The sequence below is a fragment of the Corynebacterium sp. KPL4015 genome (assembly GCF_040225725.1).
GTDB lineage: Bacteria > Actinomycetota > Actinomycetes > Mycobacteriales > Mycobacteriaceae > Corynebacterium > Corynebacterium rhinophilum.
Window position 1 is genome coordinate 24,536 of the sequence record NZ_JBEHGF010000007.1, and the last position, 17,426, is coordinate 41,961.

Annotated in this window: 17 protein-coding genes and 1 tRNA gene; 7 read left to right on the top strand and 11 right to left on the bottom strand. The window is 57.4% G+C overall.

Annotated elements, in window-relative coordinates; genetic code table 11:
- Positions 1 to 8: 8 nt before the first annotated feature.
- The 4 genes from ABRP64_RS04080 to ABRP64_RS04095 all read right to left on the bottom strand — a co-directional run bounded on the left by ABRP64_RS04080 (position 9) and on the right by ABRP64_RS04095 (position 3,519).
- Positions 9 to 626, bottom strand: coding sequence for a response regulator (locus ABRP64_RS04080; RefSeq protein ID WP_349865519.1), 618 nt, complete (start codon positions 624 to 626; stop codon positions 9 to 11).
- Positions 619 to 1,755 (bottom strand): sensor histidine kinase, encoded by a 1,137-nt coding sequence (locus ABRP64_RS04085; RefSeq protein ID WP_349865586.1) that lies wholly within the window; start codon positions 1,753 to 1,755, stop codon positions 619 to 621. The genes ABRP64_RS04080 and ABRP64_RS04085 overlap by 8 nt, the downstream gene beginning before the upstream one ends.
- Positions 1,755 to 2,510 (bottom strand): ABC transporter permease, encoded by a 756-nt coding sequence (locus ABRP64_RS04090; protein WP_349865588.1) that lies wholly within the window; start codon positions 2,508 to 2,510, stop codon positions 1,755 to 1,757. Before ABRP64_RS04090 ends, ABRP64_RS04085 begins: the two co-directional genes overlap by 1 nt.
- 82 nt (positions 2,511 to 2,592) lie before the next feature.
- A complete protein-coding gene (locus ABRP64_RS04095) occupies positions 2,593 to 3,519 on the bottom strand; it encodes an ABC transporter ATP-binding protein (protein ID WP_296089776.1) in 927 nt (308 codons plus the stop codon).
- Positions 3,520 to 3,615: 96 nt separating this feature from the next.
- On the opposite strand from ABRP64_RS04095, the gene ABRP64_RS04100 reads away from it, so the two are divergent.
- Complete coding sequence (locus tag ABRP64_RS04100) at positions 3,616 to 4,185, top strand: cadmium resistance transporter (protein ID WP_005279264.1); 570 nt, start codon at positions 3,616 to 3,618, stop codon at positions 4,183 to 4,185.
- A gap of 59 nt (positions 4,186 to 4,244) precedes the next feature.
- On the opposite strand, the gene ABRP64_RS04105 is transcribed toward ABRP64_RS04100, so the two are convergent.
- The 3 genes from ABRP64_RS04105 to ABRP64_RS04115 form a co-directional block, all read right to left on the bottom strand.
- Positions 4,245 to 4,318: transfer RNA gene (locus ABRP64_RS04105), tRNA-Pro, on the bottom strand.
- 76 nt (positions 4,319 to 4,394) lie between these two features.
- Positions 4,395 to 4,793, bottom strand: coding sequence for a YchJ family protein (locus ABRP64_RS04110; protein WP_349865521.1), 399 nt, complete (start codon positions 4,791 to 4,793; stop codon positions 4,395 to 4,397).
- Complete coding sequence (locus ABRP64_RS04115; protein WP_349865523.1) at positions 4,793 to 5,953, bottom strand: bifunctional alpha/beta hydrolase/OsmC family protein; 1,161 nt, start codon at positions 5,951 to 5,953, stop codon at positions 4,793 to 4,795. Before ABRP64_RS04115 ends, ABRP64_RS04110 begins: the two co-directional genes overlap by 1 nt.
- An 87-nt stretch (positions 5,954 to 6,040) precedes the next feature.
- Between ABRP64_RS04115 and secA2 the strand changes: the two genes are divergently transcribed.
- The 5 genes from secA2 to ABRP64_RS04140 all read left to right on the top strand — a co-directional run bounded on the left by secA2 (position 6,041) and on the right by ABRP64_RS04140 (position 11,054).
- Positions 6,041 to 8,332, top strand: coding sequence for an accessory Sec system translocase SecA2 (gene secA2, locus ABRP64_RS04120; RefSeq protein WP_349865525.1), 2,292 nt, complete (start codon positions 6,041 to 6,043; stop codon positions 8,330 to 8,332).
- A gap of 85 nt (positions 8,333 to 8,417) precedes the next feature.
- The gene (gene odhI, locus ABRP64_RS04125; RefSeq protein WP_284796150.1) at positions 8,418 to 8,852 is read left to right on the top strand and encodes an oxoglutarate dehydrogenase inhibitor Odhl; all 435 of its coding nucleotides are present in this window, start codon (positions 8,418 to 8,420) and stop codon (positions 8,850 to 8,852) included.
- A 113-nt stretch (positions 8,853 to 8,965) separates the two neighbouring features.
- Positions 8,966 to 9,712 carry a transcriptional regulator FtsR gene (gene ftsR / locus ABRP64_RS04130; RefSeq protein ID WP_023030770.1) on the top strand — a complete coding sequence of 249 codons (747 nt, stop codon included), beginning with the start codon at positions 8,966 to 8,968 and terminating at the stop codon, positions 9,710 to 9,712.
- A 38-nt stretch (positions 9,713 to 9,750) separates the two neighbouring features.
- Entirely contained in the window at positions 9,751 to 10,344 is a 594-nt protein-coding gene (locus ABRP64_RS04135; protein ID WP_349865528.1) for a bifunctional nuclease family protein, read from the top strand.
- 146 nt (positions 10,345 to 10,490) lie between these two features.
- Positions 10,491 to 11,054 carry a MerR family transcriptional regulator gene (locus tag ABRP64_RS04140; protein ID WP_005282882.1) on the top strand — a complete coding sequence of 188 codons (564 nt, stop codon included), beginning with the start codon at positions 10,491 to 10,493 and terminating at the stop codon, positions 11,052 to 11,054.
- 63 nt (positions 11,055 to 11,117) lie between these two features.
- Here ABRP64_RS04140 and ABRP64_RS04145 read toward each other — a convergent pair whose 3' ends face one another.
- The 3 genes from ABRP64_RS04145 to ABRP64_RS04155 form a co-directional block, all read right to left on the bottom strand.
- Entirely contained in the window at positions 11,118 to 11,927 is an 810-nt protein-coding gene (locus ABRP64_RS04145) for a vWA domain-containing protein (RefSeq protein WP_296089249.1), read from the bottom strand.
- A 48-nt stretch (positions 11,928 to 11,975) separates the two neighbouring features.
- Complete coding sequence (locus ABRP64_RS04150; RefSeq protein ID WP_502880511.1) at positions 11,976 to 12,788, bottom strand: 3-methyladenine DNA glycosylase; 813 nt, start codon at positions 12,786 to 12,788, stop codon at positions 11,976 to 11,978.
- 67 nt (positions 12,789 to 12,855) lie between these two features.
- Positions 12,856 to 14,163, bottom strand: a complete 1,308-nt coding sequence (locus ABRP64_RS04155; RefSeq protein ID WP_349865529.1) for a DEAD/DEAH box helicase — start codon at positions 14,161 to 14,163, stop codon at positions 12,856 to 12,858.
- Positions 14,164 to 14,392: 229 nt separating this feature from the next.
- On the opposite strand from ABRP64_RS04155, the gene ABRP64_RS04160 reads away from it, so the two are divergent.
- Positions 14,393 to 15,922, top strand: a complete 1,530-nt coding sequence (locus ABRP64_RS04160; protein WP_349865531.1) for an SLC13 family permease — start codon at positions 14,393 to 14,395, stop codon at positions 15,920 to 15,922.
- Between the two features lie 30 nt (positions 15,923 to 15,952).
- Here the strand turns inward: ABRP64_RS04160 and gnd are convergent, their stop codons facing one another.
- On the bottom strand, positions 15,953 to 17,404 hold the full coding sequence (gene gnd / locus ABRP64_RS04165; RefSeq protein ID WP_349865533.1) for an NADP-dependent phosphogluconate dehydrogenase: 1,452 nt from the start codon (positions 17,402 to 17,404) through the stop codon (positions 15,953 to 15,955).
- Between the last annotated feature and the right edge of the window lie 22 nt (positions 17,405 to 17,426).

A 17,426-nucleotide genomic window follows, 5' to 3' on the forward strand; every position in this document is an offset into this window, starting at 1 on the left:
TGTGTTCTTTAAATCCAGCCCTGAGTTTGGGCTTTCGTCGCAGCCTCGTAGCGATTATTTGCATCGGTTTTTGTCATGATACTGGAGACGACGTTGCGTACACTGCCTGGACTAAGATGCACTTTGCGCGCCAGTTCTGAGGAAGTCACCCCAGATAATAAAAGCCGCGCGATTCCTCGTTCCCGGGGTGTGAGCGGGTTGTCCGGGGTAAAAAGACTTTCTCGTGCTAAGGCAGGATCGATCACCCGCAGCCCAGCCTTTACTCGGCGAATTGCCTCCGCGAGTTGTTCTGGGGGAGTGTCTTTGACTATGAATCCAGCGATGTCAGCATCAATAGCACGTTTTACATAGCCGCCGCGGCCAAAAGTAGTAACGATGAGGCATTTGCATGGACTGTCGGAGAGCTCTTCAGCTACGTCTAGACCGCTCTTTCCAGGCATCTCAATATCGAGTAGAGCTACCTCCACGTTGTGCTTGACAACGAGCCCCGCAACCTCGTTGCCAGTCGCGCATTGAGCAACTACGTCAATATCTGGTTCGGTAGCTAGGAGAGCGACAAGGGCGCCGCGAACCAATGATTGATCCTCTGCGATAAGGATACGGATGGGTGGAGATGTATCAGCCATCGGAACCAATTTCACTGTCCAAGGGTAGTAACTCAGTATCACCATTCATAGTAATCAGCGCTACGGTGCGGTCGTCCTTCCTCATAATAATCAACTTTCCGCCGCTGTCCTTCATTCGCTTGTGAAGCCCGTGTAGCCCGCCACTTTGGTACTGCATTTTCGGATCGAAGCCGCAACCATCGTCTACGACTTGGAGCTTATTTTGGGTTATGCTAACCCAGCAGTGCTGTGCTCCTGAGTGGCGAATAACGTTAGTGGTGAGCTCACGTAATGCCCAGGAAAAGGCGGCGTCATAAAGTCCTACGGCTTGGACGTTGGCAGGAAGATGCGCTTGAATCCCTGTAGTATCGAATGCTCGTCGTGCTGCCTGAACTTCTCCCGCCAAGGTCGGCATGCGCATCCGGGTAACTGTGGAGCGGACTTCTGCCAAACTCTTACGGGAAAGGTCACTTATTTCTTGAAGCTCGTTTCGAGCTCGAGTTGGATCTACGTCTACTAACCGCTGTGCCAACTCAGATTTTAAATTGATGACGGTAAGCGAGTGACCGAGCAAATCGTGAACGTCGGTGGCAATGTCTTCGCGTTGGCGAGCGAGATCGAGTTGATGCTCCAAATCCGTGCGCGAGTCTTCCCTTTGAGACATTGTGCCTAGCATCACCAGCAAGATTGGCCAGCCGAATATCACAAAGAATGTCCCCAAGAGGTCTTGCGAATCGACGCTCCATAAGGCACCTGTGACTACGAGTCCGGTAAGAAGTACCCATAATAATGCCCGGCGCAGTGGTAATTGAAACCCGAGGAAAGCAGCTAGATAGGGCACAAATGTCGTAGCATAAACTCCGAAGAAGGGAATGGAGATAAGTGCTATGAGCGCTAAGACAGACCACCGAGCGGCCAAGCGATAACGTAAGTTCCAGCCCCGCGGGTAGTAATTCACCGAACCGAAGCTGAAGAAATATACGGCGCTGAAAGCGATAACACAGGCAGTGGATCCTAGGCGCTGCGTAGCGTCCACACCAGGCTGAGCAAAATTGAGAATTAAGCCGAAGAGCAGAAATATAAGCCAAACGCTGGCAAACACCGCATTATTTGTAGCGAATCCCTTAAAGGGCGAGTGGAATGAATTCATTACATTCGTGATTTGTCGCGGTGGAGCAGCGCTGCGCAGGCTCCGACGAAAATTGCGGTCCATACGGCGAAGTTTAGTCCCGCGCTCCACAGGGAATGGTTAACCGTGCCATCGGCATCATTGAGCAGTTGCATCCCTTCTGCCAATGGCCATTGAGCCAACACGACTGGGCCAAAAAGGGGTGTAAAGCGGCCAAACGCCATAAGTGAGGAAGATAGAGGGATAAAGACATTGGCGGCGAACAGCAGGAGGACAATAGAGGAAGAAGCAATGGCCACGGAGTTATCCGTCGGTAAAGCAAGTGCCCATATCATCCCATATAAGTCAAAGGGAATAGAGACAATAGCGCAAGCAAGAAAGGACAAAGCCCACTGGTGGGGCTCCATGTCAGCTTTAGTTAATGCGCCGGTGAGAAACACCGCCGTAATGGGTAGTAGAGCTTGCAATGCTATGGATGTGATATTCGCCCAGAGGATTTGGTGAGGGCGCAGCGGAGTAAGCGCTAGTTGACGTCTCCAACCGGACCGAGCATCAGTGACTGAAGAAGCGGCAGTTCCCACTGCACCGGCGACGCCGCCGTACAGGGCCATGCTGATCATTTGGAGAGCTGCAAATTTACCGTTATGAATGGGAAGGCTGCCAACGTCCATTAGTGTGCCGAAAAGTAAATAGAAAAATACCGGCAAAATGGTGGTGAAAAATAGCGGGGCGAGGTTGCGGCGCAGCCGGAGGAAATTGTACCCAGCAAAGCGCATTGTGTTTCTAAACGCGGGTGCAGTGGAACTTTTAGGCATGGTTGAGGTCTTTCTTTTGGTGGTGACGGGAGGAAAAAATGGGTTACCTGTGCTCATCGGTGAGCGCGAGGAAAGTATTTTCTAGGCTATGAGCGCTAATCGTGAGGTCATAGGCGCCTGTGTGGTTAAGAAGATGGCGGGCCAGTGAATCCGAATCTGAGGTAGTCATTTGAATGTGATCTCCAGTGCGGGTGACTTCAGTTACGTCCGGTAGCGAACTGACTGGAGGAATACTGCCGTCAAACTGGGCCGTAATTCTTCGAACCTCGCCGCGGCTGCGTATGTCAATTACCTTGTCATCGGCCACAACTTCCCCTTTGTGCAAAAGCACTATCCTTTCGGCAAAATTGTCTGCTTCTTCGAGATAGTGTGTCGCGAAGATGATGGTGCGCCCGAGTTCAGCCTGGTGCTGCATGGACGCCCAAAATTCCCGGCGAGCGCCTGGATCCATACCGGCAGTCGGCTCGTCAAGGATGAGGATCTGCGGGTCACCGAGGAGCGCCAGCGCGAAACGAAGACGTTGTTGCTCGCCACCGGAGCATTTGCCTACCCGTCGAGACAATATCGGTTCTAAGTTGGTGTGATGTGCAACCTCGCCAATGTCTAGCGGCTGGGCAAAGGTAGCGGAAATCATCTTTAACGTATCGCTTACGGTGAGATCGGGGAGCAGACCTCCGGACTGGAGCACCGCTGCTAGCTGTGCGTTGTTGATCGCTTCCCGGGGGCTTTTGCCTTGGACTGTAATAGCGCCGGAAGATGGTTCGGTAAGGCCCAAGATGAGGTCAATGAGTGTGGACTTTCCAGCGCCGTTGGCACCTAATAACGCTACGATTTCTCCGGTATCGATGGAGACTGATACGTCATTTAGTGCTCGCACTGCATGCGAGGAATTTGCTGCGAAGACTTTTTCTACGTCGCGTACCTCAATCGCTGGTGAGGAAATTGAGCTCGGGGTGCGTGTCGTTTTCATGTCTTGCACTTAACTACGTTTGCGCTTTTAATAGCAGGGGTCGTGTCACGAAGTTTCCATGACAATTGTCATCGGTGGATACGTTAAGCTGATTATGTGATTACTACTCTCGCATCCGCAATCGTCTTATTTATCGTCACCAATATCGACGATATCGTTGTTCTCTCGCTGTTCTTTGCCCGTGGCGCGGGCAGGAAGGGCACGACCAAAGCCATTCTTTTGGGGCAATATCTGGGATTTTTAGGGATCCTCGCGGTCTCTGTAGCACTTGGCCTGGGACTTAGCGCTATTCTTCCGGAAGACTGGATACGCTTTTTCGGGCTTATTCCCTTGGCCATTGGTCTCTGGGCAGCCTGGGAGGCCTTTCGCGGGGAAGAGGACGATGACGTTTCCGGAAAGAAGCTCAGCGTCGCTGCGGTAGCCGGGGTCACCTTTGCCAATGGCGGCGATAATATCGGAGTGTACCTGCCGGTATTTACCACGTCTTCGCCCTCAGACATCGCGGTGTACTGCATCGTATTCCTCGTTTTGGTCGCCGGCCTTGTAGCGGTAGCGAAGTTCGTGGCCACACGGCCAGCCGTAGCAGAAGCGCTAGAGAAGTGGGAGAGCGTGTTATTTCCCACGGTGCTTATCCTATTAGGCCTTGCCATCCTTTTTGCGGTGTAGACGAGGCATACAGAAAATCCCACGGCCGAGGAGTTACTCCATAGCCGTGGGATAATTTGTCGGGCTAACAGGATTTGAACCTGCGACCCCTACACCCCCAGTGTAGTGCGCTACCAAACTGCGCCATAGCCCGGCGTCGCATTATTTGTTGCGACTGCCCTAGATTACATCAGGATAATTCCACAGTGAAATCTAGGCCGTGACCTGCATTAAAGCTCGCCGGTGGAATAGACCCATGCGCCATTCAGGCGCCGGAAAGACGATCGCTTCCGCTGGGAGCCCACTGCCTCGCCCTTGTAGAAGGCCTCAAATTCCACGATGCCTTCATCGTCTACTAGGCCACCGCGCTCGGTATCGAGGATATCGAGGCGGTAGAACCGGATGGGGGAGTCGGCCAAGTCCAATGAGCTCGGCCGAGTCACCGGATCCCAGGTGCGCAGGAGGTAGTCCTCATCGCCGCTGACGAAGGCGCTAAAGCGTGACCGCATCAAGGCCTCGGCTGTGGGAGCTTTGGCACCGGCATGGTACTTGCCGCAGCATTCGCCAAAGCTCAGCCCGCTCGTGCAGGGGCAGCGGCGGGAATCGGCGATGGGATTGAGGGCCACCATTAGTTGGAGTCCACGATATCGGTGATGGTGGCGCCGGCGGCCATGTGCTCGACATCGGTATCACGCGCGGCTGCGCGCAGTGCATCGATATCGGAATCGCTCAAGGAGCCTTTTAGTTCGATGCGGCGCTCGAAGGAGGTGGTACCGGTCTGGGTGATGGTCACGTGGACATCGTCAAGCGCAAGCTTCTTGCCGGCCTCCTTGATGGCCTGGGTGGAGGCAGCTGCCAAGGCCGACATGAGCAGGCCGGTTGCGGTAAAGCCCTTGCCCTTGCCGCCTTCCTTTTTGGTGCGGTCCGCGGTCACGGAGTGATCATTGTGGCGCACCACGACGCCGAACTTGGTGCCGGTAGCGGGACGGGCAACGGCGGCGTCGGTGCCCACTTCCTCGGGCTCATAGTCGGGAACAATAAATTGCTGGGACCAGGCACCGATCAGATCAGCGGCGCGGGCTGCGGTTCCCTGCTTGGTGAGCAGGTGATCGGCCTTATCCAGCGAAACGAGGGATTTGGGGTAGCGGGTCATGCGGAAAAAATTTTGCGCATTGTCGATGCCCACCGTTTGGTCGATGGGAGAATGCAGGGACAAGAGTGGCTTGCGCAACCGCGGCAGGTATTCCTCTGGGTTGGTTTCTGCCAAATCCTCTAGGAATTTACGCGAAATGGTCAGCGCCCTGCCGCCTAGGACGACCTCGACCTCGCCATTAGCGTCTACCTCGCCGATCTTATCCGCGTAGTGCAGCACGGAGTGCGCCGGATCGAAGGGGGCGCCGATGGTGGCAACGGCCCGAATCTTTTTCATTGCCGTGGCGGCCTTGAGCACCGCCGCACCGCCCAGGGAGTGGCCAATGAGCATCTGCGGTGCGGAATAATGTTCTTCTAGCCAGTCCGCTGCGGCGCGGATATCGTCGACATTCTGGTTAAACGTAGTGTCCGCAAACTCGCCTTCTGATTGCCCCAAACCGGGGAAATCAAAGCGCAGCGTGGCGATGCCGAATTCCGTTAATTGCTTCGAGGTGCGGGCCGCGCCAGGGGTATGGCGCGAGCCGGCAAAGCAATGCGCGAAGACGGCGAAGGCGAGAGGGGGAGCATCAGGAAAGTCGATGGTTCCTGCCATCTCGGTTCCTCGGCTGGACGGCAGCTTAACATTGACGGATTGCATGGCACCTACAATAACGGCCCCATAAGTTCCAAGCCAGATGAGGTTGACTAGAGTCGTAGGCAGCCAGCCCCTAAAGGAGGAATTGTCGTGGGAGCATTCGATTGGTTCTGGAAAGCGATGGGTTCGCAAAGCGAGCGAAACGATAAGAAATCCAAGGCCATCGTGGATGAAGCTCGCTCCGCCGCGGAGAAACTCGCACAGAGCGACGATGCTGCCGTAGCTCAAGCCGCCCGCGATGCGGTGCGCGGCGGCGAGGTCGCTGACAAGGCGCAATTCCTCGGCGCCTTGGCCGTCGCGTGCGAACGCACCCTGGGCTTACACCCGTTTACCGTGCAATCACAGGCGGTACTGCGCCTGCTTACCGGCGATGTCATTCAAATGGCCACCGGTGAGGGCAAAACGCTCGTTGGCGCGATGGCAGCAACGGGTTTCGCGCTGACCGGAAAGCGGGTCCACGTCGTGACGGTCAATGACTATCTGGCCAGCCGCGATGCCGAATGGATGCGGCCTGTCGTGGAATTTTTTGGGCTGCAGGTAGCCTCCGTCACGGAGGGCATGAGCGCGGATGAGCGCCGCGCAGCCTATGCGCAGAATATTATTTATTCCCCGGTCAATGAATTGGGATTTGACCTATTGCGCGATAACCAGATCACCGAACGCGCACAGACGGTGCAGGCGCCTGGCGATGTCGCCTTGGTGGACGAGGCCGATTCCGTCCTAGTGGATGAGGCCCTCGTGCCCCTGATTCTGGCAGGAAATCGCCCCGGTGAAGCTCCCACGGGGCAAATTACCAATGTGGTCTCCCGCCTCCGAGAGAACCACGAGTACGTCATCTCAGATGACGGGCGCACGGTGCAGCTTACCGATGTCGGCGCAGCCCGCGTAGAGCGAGAGCTCGGCATCGATTCCCTTTATTCCGAGGACAATATCGGCACCGTCCTCGTCAAGGTCAACTTGGCGTTGCACGCAAAGGCGCTGTTGATACGCGATATTCACTACATCGTGGTGGACGGCAAGCTGCAGCTTATCGATGCCTCCCGTGGTCGCGTCGCCGATCTGCAACGCTGGCCCGACGGGCTGCAGGCAGCGGTAGAGGCCAAAGAGGGCCTGGAAGTCTCTGAGGGCGGACGCATCCTCGATACGATTACCCTGCAAGAACTCATGCGACGGTACCCGCTGGTCTGTGGAATGACGGGTACTGCGGTAGAGGCCACCGACCAGCTGCGGCAATTTTATGACCTGCACGTTTCCGTTATCGATCGGAATAAGCCACTGCAGCGCTTCGATGAACAAGATCGCATTTTTGCCACCATAGGGGAGAAGTCAGCGGCCATCGTCGAAGAAATTGCCCACCTGCACGAGGCTGGTCAACCAGTGCTCGTGGGAACCCAGGACGTTGCGGAGTCGGAAAACCTGGCGGCGGCGCTGCGCGATCGCGATATCGAAGTCAACGTGCTCAACGCTAAAAATGACCGCGAAGAGGCACAGATTGTCGCCGAAGCCGGCGACGTAGGGCGGGTAACCGTCTCCACACAAATGGCCGGCCGCGGCACCGACATCAAGCTCGGTGGCGCCGATGAGACCGACCACGATGAGGTGGCCGAGCGCGGCGGGCTTGCCGTGATCGGCACCTCCCGGCACCGCACGGCGCGGCTCGATAACCAGCTGCGCGGGCGTGCAGGGCGCCAAGGGGACCCAGGCTTGGCGCTATTTTTCGTCTCCTTGGAAGATGATGTGGTGCAACAAGGCGGCGCTGGGGAAAAGGTTAGCGCGCAACCTGGCCCTAGCGGGCTCATCGAATCCAAACGAGTGCATGACTTTGTCGCCCATTGTCAGCGGGTAACAGAGGGCCAATTGCTAGAAATTCACGCGCAAACCTGGAAGTATAACCAGCTCTTGGCGGACCAGCGCATCATCATCGATAAGCGCCGTGCAGCGCTATTGGATACAGACCAAGCGTGGCAGGAACTTGCCGAGCGCGCCCCAGAGCGGGCGAGCGAGCTTGCGGATATCCCGGAGGCGGCGCGCACCCAGGCAGCGCGCGAAATCATGCTGTATCACCTGGACATGGGCTGGGCCGATCACCTCGAGCTGCTCGATGATGTGCGCGAATCCATTCACCTGCGCGCCATCGCGCGCGAGACCCCAATTGACGAATATCACCGCATCGCGGTGCGCGAATTTAAGGACTTGGCGCAGCGGGCGGTAGATCAGGCCGTAGAGACCTTCAGGCAGGTGCCTATTGACGCCGAGGGGGCACACCTAGCAGACTCTGGGTTGAACCGTCCAAGCGCAACGTGGACCTATATGGTCTCTGATAACCCCCTTGCGGGGCAGGGAAATTCCGTGTTGAGCGGCATCGGAAACATTTTCCGGTGAAATAATTGACCACTGAGAGATCAAAGACTCGGTAGAGTCGCTATTATTGGTATAAGTAACTCAAAACTAATCCCCGGAGGTAACAATGAGCGAGAACACCGCAACCCCGGAACCACAGGTGGAGACCACCTCTGTATTCCGCGCTGACCTGCTCAAGGAAATGGAAAATGGCACCAAGGGAACCGAGACCTCTGCGGTAGGTACGGAAAACTTGGAGGACGGCCAGGCGTTGCTTGTGGTCAAGCGCGGCTCCAATGCCGGTGCCCGCTTCCTGCTGGATCAGGACACCACCACGGCAGGGCGCCACCCAGAGGCAGATATCTTCCTGGATGATGTCACCGTCTCCCGCCGCCACGCTGAATTCCGCAAGAATGATGACGGCCAATTCGAGGTAGTAGACGTGGGATCCCTGAACGGCACCTACGTCAACCGCGAGCCGCGTAACTCGCAGGTGCTCGAGGTGGGAGATGAGATTCAGATCGGTAAATTCCGCCTCGTCTTCATCACCAAGCAGGACTAAAACCGCAGCAGACAAGCCGTTTTGCCGTACTTGGTTAAAGCGGTTTAGTCTCCTTTTTATATCCAATTTTTATATCCAACGACTACTGAGACACTTTTAAAGAGATAGACACAGTGAGCGCAGCAGAATCCGCGGCGGCATCAGCTCGCCGCAAAAGCCCGAACACGAAGAAGGCTAAGACCATGTCCATTGGCGTGGTCTTAGAAACGCTGAATCAGCAGTTCCCTGATGTCACTGTGTCTAAAATCCGCTTCCTCGAGTCAGAGGGGCTAATTTCTCCCCAGCGCACTGCCTCCGGCTACCGCCGGTTCACGCAGGAAGACGTGGATAGGTTGCGCTATATCTTGACCACCCAGCGGGATAATTACACCCCGCTTAAGGTTATCCGCGAGCAGCTGGAAGCGATGGATTCTGGCCAGGTCACCGCCATTGTTTCTGCTGGCAATGCGGAGACCTTGCTGTCCCCGCAACAGTTCAAAGCACCCGCGGTAACGCGCTTGACCGATGCCGAGGTAGCAGAGCAAGCCGGAGCATCCGAGGCGGATATTGCCACCTTTATCAAGGACAAGCTCATTAAGCCGGATGCCGCGGGATTTTTCAATACCGACGACGTGGCCATTGCTTCTGCCGCGGTAGCGTTGCAGGCCTTCGGCTTTAGCGCTAGCCAGCTGAAGTCCCTGCGCAATAGCGCACGCCGCCAAGCAGATTTGATTTCGCAGGTTGCGGCCCCCGTGGCGCACTCGAATTCCGATACCGCGCACCAGCAGGCAGAAGAGCTCTCCCAGCAGATGACGGCGTTAGTAGTTTCTTTGCACGCCACCCTGGTAAAGACGGATTTGCGCCACGAATTTAACGCCTAACTCACCATGGCCGCCTCCCGTGTGGGAGAGTGGTAGCTATGAGTGATGTAACCCTTGAATTTCACGGCATTCACCAGCTAGGGCCAGAAGATGATGTGTGCGCGCTGCTGCGGTGGCCCGAAGAGAATCGCCTCATTCCCGTCTGGCTCTCAGCCGTAGACGGAATCCAATTGGCCGCTGTTTTTGCTGACCAGCGCCCGAACTGCCCAACGACCCACGATCTTCTCTGTGAGGTTCTAGAGGCTGCAGGTGGCGTCGACGCCATCGAGATTGTCAATCACCACCAAGGCACCTTCATGGTGGATATTCAGTCTGCGCAAGGCGAGGTTTTTGATGCCCGTGTAAGCGATGCCTTGGCGGTAGCTGACCACTTTAAGGTTCCCATTGTTGCCGAGTCTGCGCTCTTGGCGCAGGTATCCGTTTTCGCCAGCGAGGAGGACATCAAGGAATATTTCGACCTTGAGCTTCCTACCCCCACCGAGGAGGGGCGAGATAGCGATGCCACTTCCGCTGGGGAAAGCACCTCTGCATCTGGAAACGCGCAGGCCGATGCCGATTTTGAAGAGATGATGCGCAGCCTCGGCATGGATGAATCCGATTTTCATACGGGGGAAGAAGACGGAAAAAATTAATGACACGCGTGTGACTAATGGTGACAATGTGGTTTTTAAAGTCTAAAGTTGTACTCGAAGGTTAAGCAAGCACCGCTTGACGGGGGTGTGCGCTTGGCATTTAATTGATCTTTAGAACTTCCAACAAACCCCATTGGAGTAATTACGTGAGCATCACCGAGGACACTCAGTCCGAGTCCCAGTACGTCCAAGAATCCCTCTTTGATGTGGGACCGGACGAAGAAGTGGGGTACCGCGTGCCCATCGCCTGCCAGGTTGCTGGCATCACCTATCGCCAGTTGGACTACTGGGCACGCACCAACTTGGTCAATCCCTCCATTCGCACCGCCCGCGGCTCGGGTTCACAGCGCCTTTATTCTTTCAAGGACGTCTTGGTCCTCAAGATTGTCAAGCGCCTGCTCGACACCGGCATTTCCCTGCAGAATATCCGTTTGGCCGTGGAATCGTTGCATGACCGCGGCGTTAACGATTTGGCTGAGCTCACCCTCGTCTCTGATGGCACTACCGTGTACGAGTGCCGCTCCAATGATGAGGTCATTGACCTTCTCGCCGGCGGGCAGGGTGTCTTCGGCATCGCAGTGCCGGGAATCTTGAAGGAACTGTCCGGCACGATTACGTCCTTCCCCGCAGAGCGCATCGAGGAATTGCCCGATGACAACGTGGTTGGCTTGGATGAGCTCGCCGCTCGCCGCAACCGCAAGAGTTCCTAAGTCCTCTTAATAAGTTCTCCCTCCAGACCCCAGCTCACGGGGGTGGAGGGAGAACTTTTTTGTTTAAACCCCAGCGGCCTTATCCATCGCGGCGTTGAGGTCCTCCTGCGTACCCGCATCGACGCTAGTGAAGTTGTCAGCGGCGTTCTTTAGCTGTTCATCGATAGCCCCTGGGCCCACGTGGACGACGGATAGCTCTACGTTGTCTGACTTCGCGCCGTCAAGAGCGGCGGCAAACTGGGCATCGTCCATATCGAGCTCGGTGCCCGTTGTCACGAGGACCACCCGTGCCTTCCGGTTGGTACCGGCGGCCTGATCCGCAGCGGTGTTCAGCGCGGCAATTGTGGCGCTGCGCGATTGCGGCACCCCACCGGTGCCGAATGCCGCGAGCGTCTTCGGCACCGCAGGGCCATTGCCGAATCCGAGGTTATCGCGGTAACCCACCGACGCGGCCTCCGAAATGGGGGACGAATAGTTCCACAAGGCTACCTGGCTATTGTTGTCACTCAATTTTTCCGCGGTGCCAGATAGCGCCTGTTGCGTTGCATCAAACATCGCGGTCATATTCGCAGAAGTATCAACGAGCAGGAGAGTATTGGGGGCCATCTCCACGGTGGAAGAGGAAGCCGAGCCCGAAGCCTCTTTGCCCTCTTCGCCATCGTCCGGCGTACTCGGAGCGGAGGAGGAGACTCCTGGGCTGCTTTCCACAGGGGATTGGGACGCGGTTTCTGCGGCCGTAGGCTCTCCAGAGTCATCCCCAGCGCGCAACAGGAAAATCAACGGTGCGATGACGGCAAGGATTGCGATGATGATAACCGCGATAACCCAGCCAGCTAGTGCGAATCTGTTTTCCCCGTTTGAGTGCCGTGCCATGTAGTGCCTTTCTCCAAAACTCCCGAGCCAGCGCATGATGCGTTTAATCTAGTGTAACTGGCAATAAGCCCTTTCCATTACTGCGACAAGCCGCTCGCGCAGCGGTTGCGCTCGCTGCGCGAGGCCCCGTTGACGATTGACATACGTCGCCTTGCCCTCTGGTGTTTCAATAGGAACTACCCCAAGGCCCCAGTTACGGCAATCGTACGGGGAGGCCTCCATGTCAAGGATGCGGGCATCGATAGCCAGATCCAGGCAATCGAGGAAGAGATCACCTGGGACCAGGGGGCCGAGCTTCCACGCCCATTTATAAAGATCCATGGTCACGTGCACGCAGGCTGCCTGGTCGTTGGCCGGTTGATCCTCACGGTTGAGTACCGTCAAGTTGAGCGGACGCGCGGGCGGGGTAAAGAAACGGAACGCATCATAATGCGAGCACTTTAGGGAATGAGTATTAACGACGCGGTTGGTTCCTTCTGCGCCTAAGCGCAGCGGGAGATCATGGCGTGGGGAATCGGTGTGGTAAACCATCGCCCATTCATGCAGACCAAAGCAATCAAAGTGCACCGGGTTGGTGGCAGAGCGCCGCAGCAGATCCAAAATATAGTCAATCGAACTCCCGCGGCGTTGCATATAGGACTCCACGTCCACGGTGATGCCGTCCGCAGTCTCGTGGTAATCGCGCCAGCTAGCCTGCGGCGCGTTACCCTCGAGCGCCGTGTCAATGCCCGGGTGCCAGCGCTTTAGGTGCGACGGGCGGACAGGGTAATACTCAAAGAGGAAATCAAATACGGGATGATAGCTGCCCGGATGGCGAAACCTCTCCAGTCGGTCCGCCGCCCGCCGTTCGTGCTCATTCATGCGGGTTGTCCAGTCAGCGGTAGATAAAACCTGCACGGGCGTCTCCTCCTTTCTATTGTGCTAGCGCTTAGCGACGCCGCCCCTTACCCCTCCTGACACCACCAACCTGCCGCTTTTGTTGGCGTGGGGATTGTTTCTTTTGTTGCTGGCCCGCGCCGTTAGACCCGTCTTGGCCCGGCGGTGGAAGGGCCGGTCCGTGCGGCTTGCGGGCGCCGGTGACCGTGCGCAGCTCAGGAGCACCGGCCGGATTTTCGCGGTGGGAAATATCGTGTTCGGTAGCGCTCACACCGGCCTTCTTGATGAGGGCAGCTACCTCTGAGCGCTGTTCATCAGTGACCAAGGTAACCACCGTGCCTGTTGCGCCGCCGCGCGCAGTACGCCCTGCGCGGTGGAGGTAGGCCTTGTGTTCTGCAGGCGGATCCACGTGGACGACGAGTGAAACGTCTGCAATATCGATGCCGCGCGCCGCGATATCGGTGGCAACCAGGACTGGAATGGAGCCATCGGCAAAGCCAGAAATGGCGCGGGTGCGCGCGCCCTGGCCCTTATCCCCGTGCAGTGGATAAGCGTTAATGCCGGCACGCCGAAGCTTTTTCACCTGCCTATCCACGCCGTGCTTGGTACGCATGAACATGATGGTCTTGCCTGCGCGCGCGGCGATGCGCATAACCACCTCGTTGCGAGCGGGGCGATCACCCACGAAAAACAGGTGGTGCGACATCGAATCCACCGCTGCGGCGACGGGAGCCGTGGAGTGGATCACGGGATCGTGCAGGAATTGCTCGACCAGCTTATTAACATCCCCATCGAGGGTCGCAGAAAAAAGCAGCCGCTGACCGGTGGGTGGGGTGTAGTTTAAAAGCTTGCGCACCTGGGGAAGAAACCCCATATCGGCCATCTGGTCTGCCTCATCCAAGGTAGTGATCTGTACCTTGTCAAAGGACAACTTGCCTTGTGCGATGAGATCCTGAGCGCGACCAGGTGTGGCGACTAAGAGGTCCACTGGACGCGCCAGAGAGCGGATGTGGTGGTTGATATTGACGCCGCCGACCACCGCGAGAACGCGCAGCCCTAATGCGGCGGCGGGTTCATCGAGGCGTTGCTGGATCTGCGTCGCTAACTCGCGGGTGGGGGCGAGCACGACCGCGCGGGGCTGGCCCGGGGTAGAGGCCCCCGAGCCAGCCAATCGGGCCAATGTGGGAAGCCCAAAGGTAAAGGTCTTTCCGGAACCGGTAGGCCCGCGGCCAAGTACGTCTTTGCCTGCGAGTACATCCGGGATGGCTGCGGCTTGGATGGGAAATGCTTCCGTGATTCCTTGGTTGTGTAGAACGTGAACCACGCGCTGAGGTAAGCCGAGTTCGGCAAAAGTAGTCATCGTTGGGCAATTCTAACCGGTGGGTGCGCAAAATCCTGCATCGGGCAGCGCACGATTGGTGGACCACCGTACAAGTGAGAAATCCCATAGCAAAAATAGGTCCCTACTTTAGGTATTTCACTGGTTATTACCTAACGTGGAAGGTGGTGCTGGGAAGCACGCAAGATTTATTCCTCCACTCACCGGCCCCCCTCCAAGGGCCACACCGAACTGTTAAGGAGTCGTCTCCATGGCTCAAGCACAAGCAACCGCAGCCAGTTCTTCTTCCCACTCCTCGCCGCAGGAATCTACAGAACCCACGAAGAAGGAGAAATTTCACCTTGATGCCGTGTGGTTCGCGCTGGCCTTCCTGGCCCTAGCGGTCGTCTTACTTATCCCGATTCCGGGACTCGACTGGCCCGCTAAAGTGGCCCTAGGCATGCTGGCCTTTGCGGTGATCATGTGGGTGACCGAGGCCGTGAGCTATCCGGTGAGCGCCTTGCTGATCGTCGGCCTTATCTCCCTACTTTTGGGGCTCGGGCCGGATCCAGAATCCGATGGTATCTACGGCACCTCCAACGCCCTCAAGGTCGCGATGGCAGGATTTTCCTCGTCTGCGGTAGCGCTTGTGGCCGCGGCGCTAATCTTGGCCGGAGCGATGCAGGCTACGGGCCTGCATAAACGGATTGCGCTGTACGTGCTGAAGATCGCGGGGGAGAAGACCTCCCACATCGTTATCGGCGCCATTGCGATTGCCATCATCTTGGCGTTCTTCGTTCCCTCTGCCACCGCGCGTGCAGGCGCCGTAGTGCCCATCTTGCTCGGTATGGTAGCCGCCTTCGGCCTGTCCTATGAGTCAAAGCTGGGCGCCTTGCTCGTCATTACCGCAGCGCAGGCCGTATCGATCTGGAATGTGGGCATTAAGACCGCCGCCGCCCAAAACCTCGTGGCGGTGGGCTTTATCGAGGATCAAATGGGGCAGTCGGTCTCGTGGGGCCAATGGTTCATCTGGGCTGCGCCCTGGTCCATCCTGATGTCCATTGCGCTGTACTTCATCATGCGAGCCGTCATCAAACCGGAAACGGAACGCATTGAGGGAGGAAAGGAGCTCATCGCCAAGCAACTAGAGGACCTCGGGCCCACCTCACCGGAAGAGAAAAGGCTCATCGGATTTTCCCTCCTCCTGCTCTTCTTCTGGGCCACGGAGGGACTGCTGCACCCGATTAGCTCGGCCGTCATTACCGCGGTGGCCGTTGCCCTGATGCTGTTACCGAAGATCGGCGTGTTTACCTGGCCAGAAGCGCAAAAATCCGTGAGCTGGGGTACCCTCATCGTCTTTGCCATTGGCATTTCCCTCGGCTCGTTCCTGCTGGATACGGGCGCTGCCACGTGGTTATCAGAAAAGACCTTTGGGCTTATGGGGCTGGATTCGCTGCCGATTCTGGCAACTATTGCATTGGTATCGCTATTTAATATCCTCATCCACTTGGGCTTTGCCTCTGCTACCTCGCTGGCCTCCGCGCTCATCCCGGTCTTTATCGCCTTGGCCGCCACACTGGATGTGCCCAACGGCGGCATCGGCTTCGTGGTCATCCAGCAATTCGTCATCTGCTTCGGGTTCTTGCTCCCTGTCTCGGCACCGCAAAATATGCTGGCCTATGGCACCGGCGCCTTTAGCACCAAGCAATTCCTTCGCTCCGGTATCCCGCTGACCATCGTCGGATACCTGCTCATCCTGCTGCTCTCTGCCACCTATTGGGCGTGGCTCGGCTTGGTCTAACTCCAGGTCCTCCCTTTTTATATGCAGCGCTTAATCCGTCTGCGTCAGGCTGCGATCGCCGGACCACTCGACGTGGAAGGTGCCGGGCTTGTCGGTGCGCTTGAAGGTGTGCGCACCAAAGAAGTCGCGCTGGCCCTGGATAAGGGCGGCGGGCAGGCGGGTGGTGCGCAGGCTGTCGTAGTATGACAGCGAGGAGGCAAAGACCGGAGCCGGCAGGCCCATCTGGGTTGCAGCGACGACGACGCGGCGCCACGGTTCGATGAGGTCTTCCAGCTCACCCTTGAAGTAGGGATCCAGGATGAGGGCGGGAAGCTCTGGATTGGTATCAAATGCCTCGCGGATGCGGTCCAAGAACTTAGCGCGGATGATGCAGCCGCCGCGCCAGATGGTTGCTAGGTCGCGCGGATCGACATCCCAACCGAATTCGGCGGAACCAGCCTTGATCTCATCGAAGCCCTGGGAGTAGGCGATGAGCTTGGCGGCATACAACGCACGGCGAACGTCTTCGATGAACGCATCCTTGTCGATGTCGAAGTCCGCGTTCGTGCCTGCTGGAAGCTGTCCCTCCTGCGCGGCGGCGCGCTGCTGGCTCGAAGAAGACAGTGCGCGGGCAAAGACGGACTCGGCGATGCCGGTAATTGGCACGCCCAATTCGAGGCCGTTGATAGCGGTCCACCGGCCGGTACCTTTCTGGCCGGCGGCGTCCAAGATGACATCGACAAGCGGGGCGCCCGTATCCGGGTCCTTCTGGGCCAATACCTCGGCGGTGATCTCAATGAGGTAAGAGTCTAGGTCGCCGGAGTTCCATTCCTTGAAAATCTCCGCAATCTCGGCAGGTTCCATGCCAGCGCCGTAGCGCAGCAGCTGGTAGGCCTCGCCGATGACCTGCATATCAGCGTACTCGATGCCGTTGTGGACCATTTTGACGAAGTGACCGGCGCCATTCGGTCCGATGTGGGTCACGCACGGAGTACCGTCCACCTCGGCCGCGATGGATTCCAAGATGGGGCCCAGGGTCTCCCAAGACTCGGCCGGCCCACCGGGCATGATGGACGGGCCGTTCAAGGCGCCTTCCTCGCCGCCGGAAATGCCAGCGCCCACGAAGTGCTTGCCGCGCTCGGCCACTTCCTTTTCGCGGCGAATGGTATCCGTAAACAGCGCGTTGCCGCCATCGATGATGATATCGCCGTCATCCATGGCATCGGCAAGCTGGTCAATGACCGCATCGGTGGCCTTGCCCGCCTGCACCATGATGATGGCCTTGCGGGGGCGCTCCAAGGAAGCCACGAAATCCGCGATGGACTCGGAAGGAATAAAGTTTCCTTCGTCGCCGTGGGCCTCAATGAGGGCGTGGGTCTTTTCTGGGCTGCGATTATAGACGGCGACGGTATTGCCATTGCGGGCAAAGTTGCGGGCTAGATTGGAGCCCATTACCGCTAGGCCGACAACACCAATGTGCGCGAGTTCGTTCTTTTCAGTCATGGTGCCTATCCTACGTCACCGC

Coding starts and splice junctions, on each gene's coding strand:
- ABRP64_RS04085 (WP_349865586.1), bottom strand. CDS start 1,755: ATGAATTCATTCCACTCGCCCTTTAAGGGATTCGCTACAAATAATGCG.
- ABRP64_RS04110 (WP_349865521.1), bottom strand. CDS start 4,793: ATGGTGGCCCTCAATCCCATCGCCGATTCCCGCCGCTGCCCCTGCACG.
- gnd (WP_349865533.1), bottom strand. CDS start 17,404: ATGACTGAAAAGAACGAACTCGCGCACATTGGTGTTGTCGGCCTAGCG.
- ABRP64_RS04160 (WP_349865531.1), top strand. CDS start 14,393: ATGGCTCAAGCACAAGCAACCGCAGCCAGTTCTTCTTCCCACTCCTCG.
- ABRP64_RS04145 (WP_296089249.1), bottom strand. CDS start 11,927: ATGGCACGGCACTCAAACGGGGAAAACAGATTCGCACTAGCTGGCTGG.
- ABRP64_RS04080 (WP_349865519.1), bottom strand. CDS start 626: ATGGCTGATACATCTCCACCCATCCGTATCCTTATCGCAGAGGATCAA.
- ABRP64_RS04150 (WP_502880511.1), bottom strand. CDS start 12,788: ATGAATGAGCACGAACGGCGGGCGGCGGACCGACTGGAGAGGTTTCGC.
- ABRP64_RS04155 (WP_349865529.1), bottom strand. CDS start 14,163: ATGACTACTTTTGCCGAACTCGGCTTACCTCAGCGCGTGGTTCACGTT.
- ABRP64_RS04095 (WP_296089776.1), bottom strand. CDS start 3,519: ATGAAAACGACACGCACCCCGAGCTCAATTTCCTCACCAGCGATTGAG.
- ABRP64_RS04090 (WP_349865588.1), bottom strand. CDS start 2,510: ATGCGCTTTGCTGGGTACAATTTCCTCCGGCTGCGCCGCAACCTCGCC.
- odhI (WP_284796150.1), top strand. CDS start 8,418: ATGAGCGAGAACACCGCAACCCCGGAACCACAGGTGGAGACCACCTCT.
- ABRP64_RS04135 (WP_349865528.1), top strand. CDS start 9,751: ATGAGTGATGTAACCCTTGAATTTCACGGCATTCACCAGCTAGGGCCA.
- ABRP64_RS04115 (WP_349865523.1), bottom strand. CDS start 5,953: ATGCAATCCGTCAATGTTAAGCTGCCGTCCAGCCGAGGAACCGAGATG.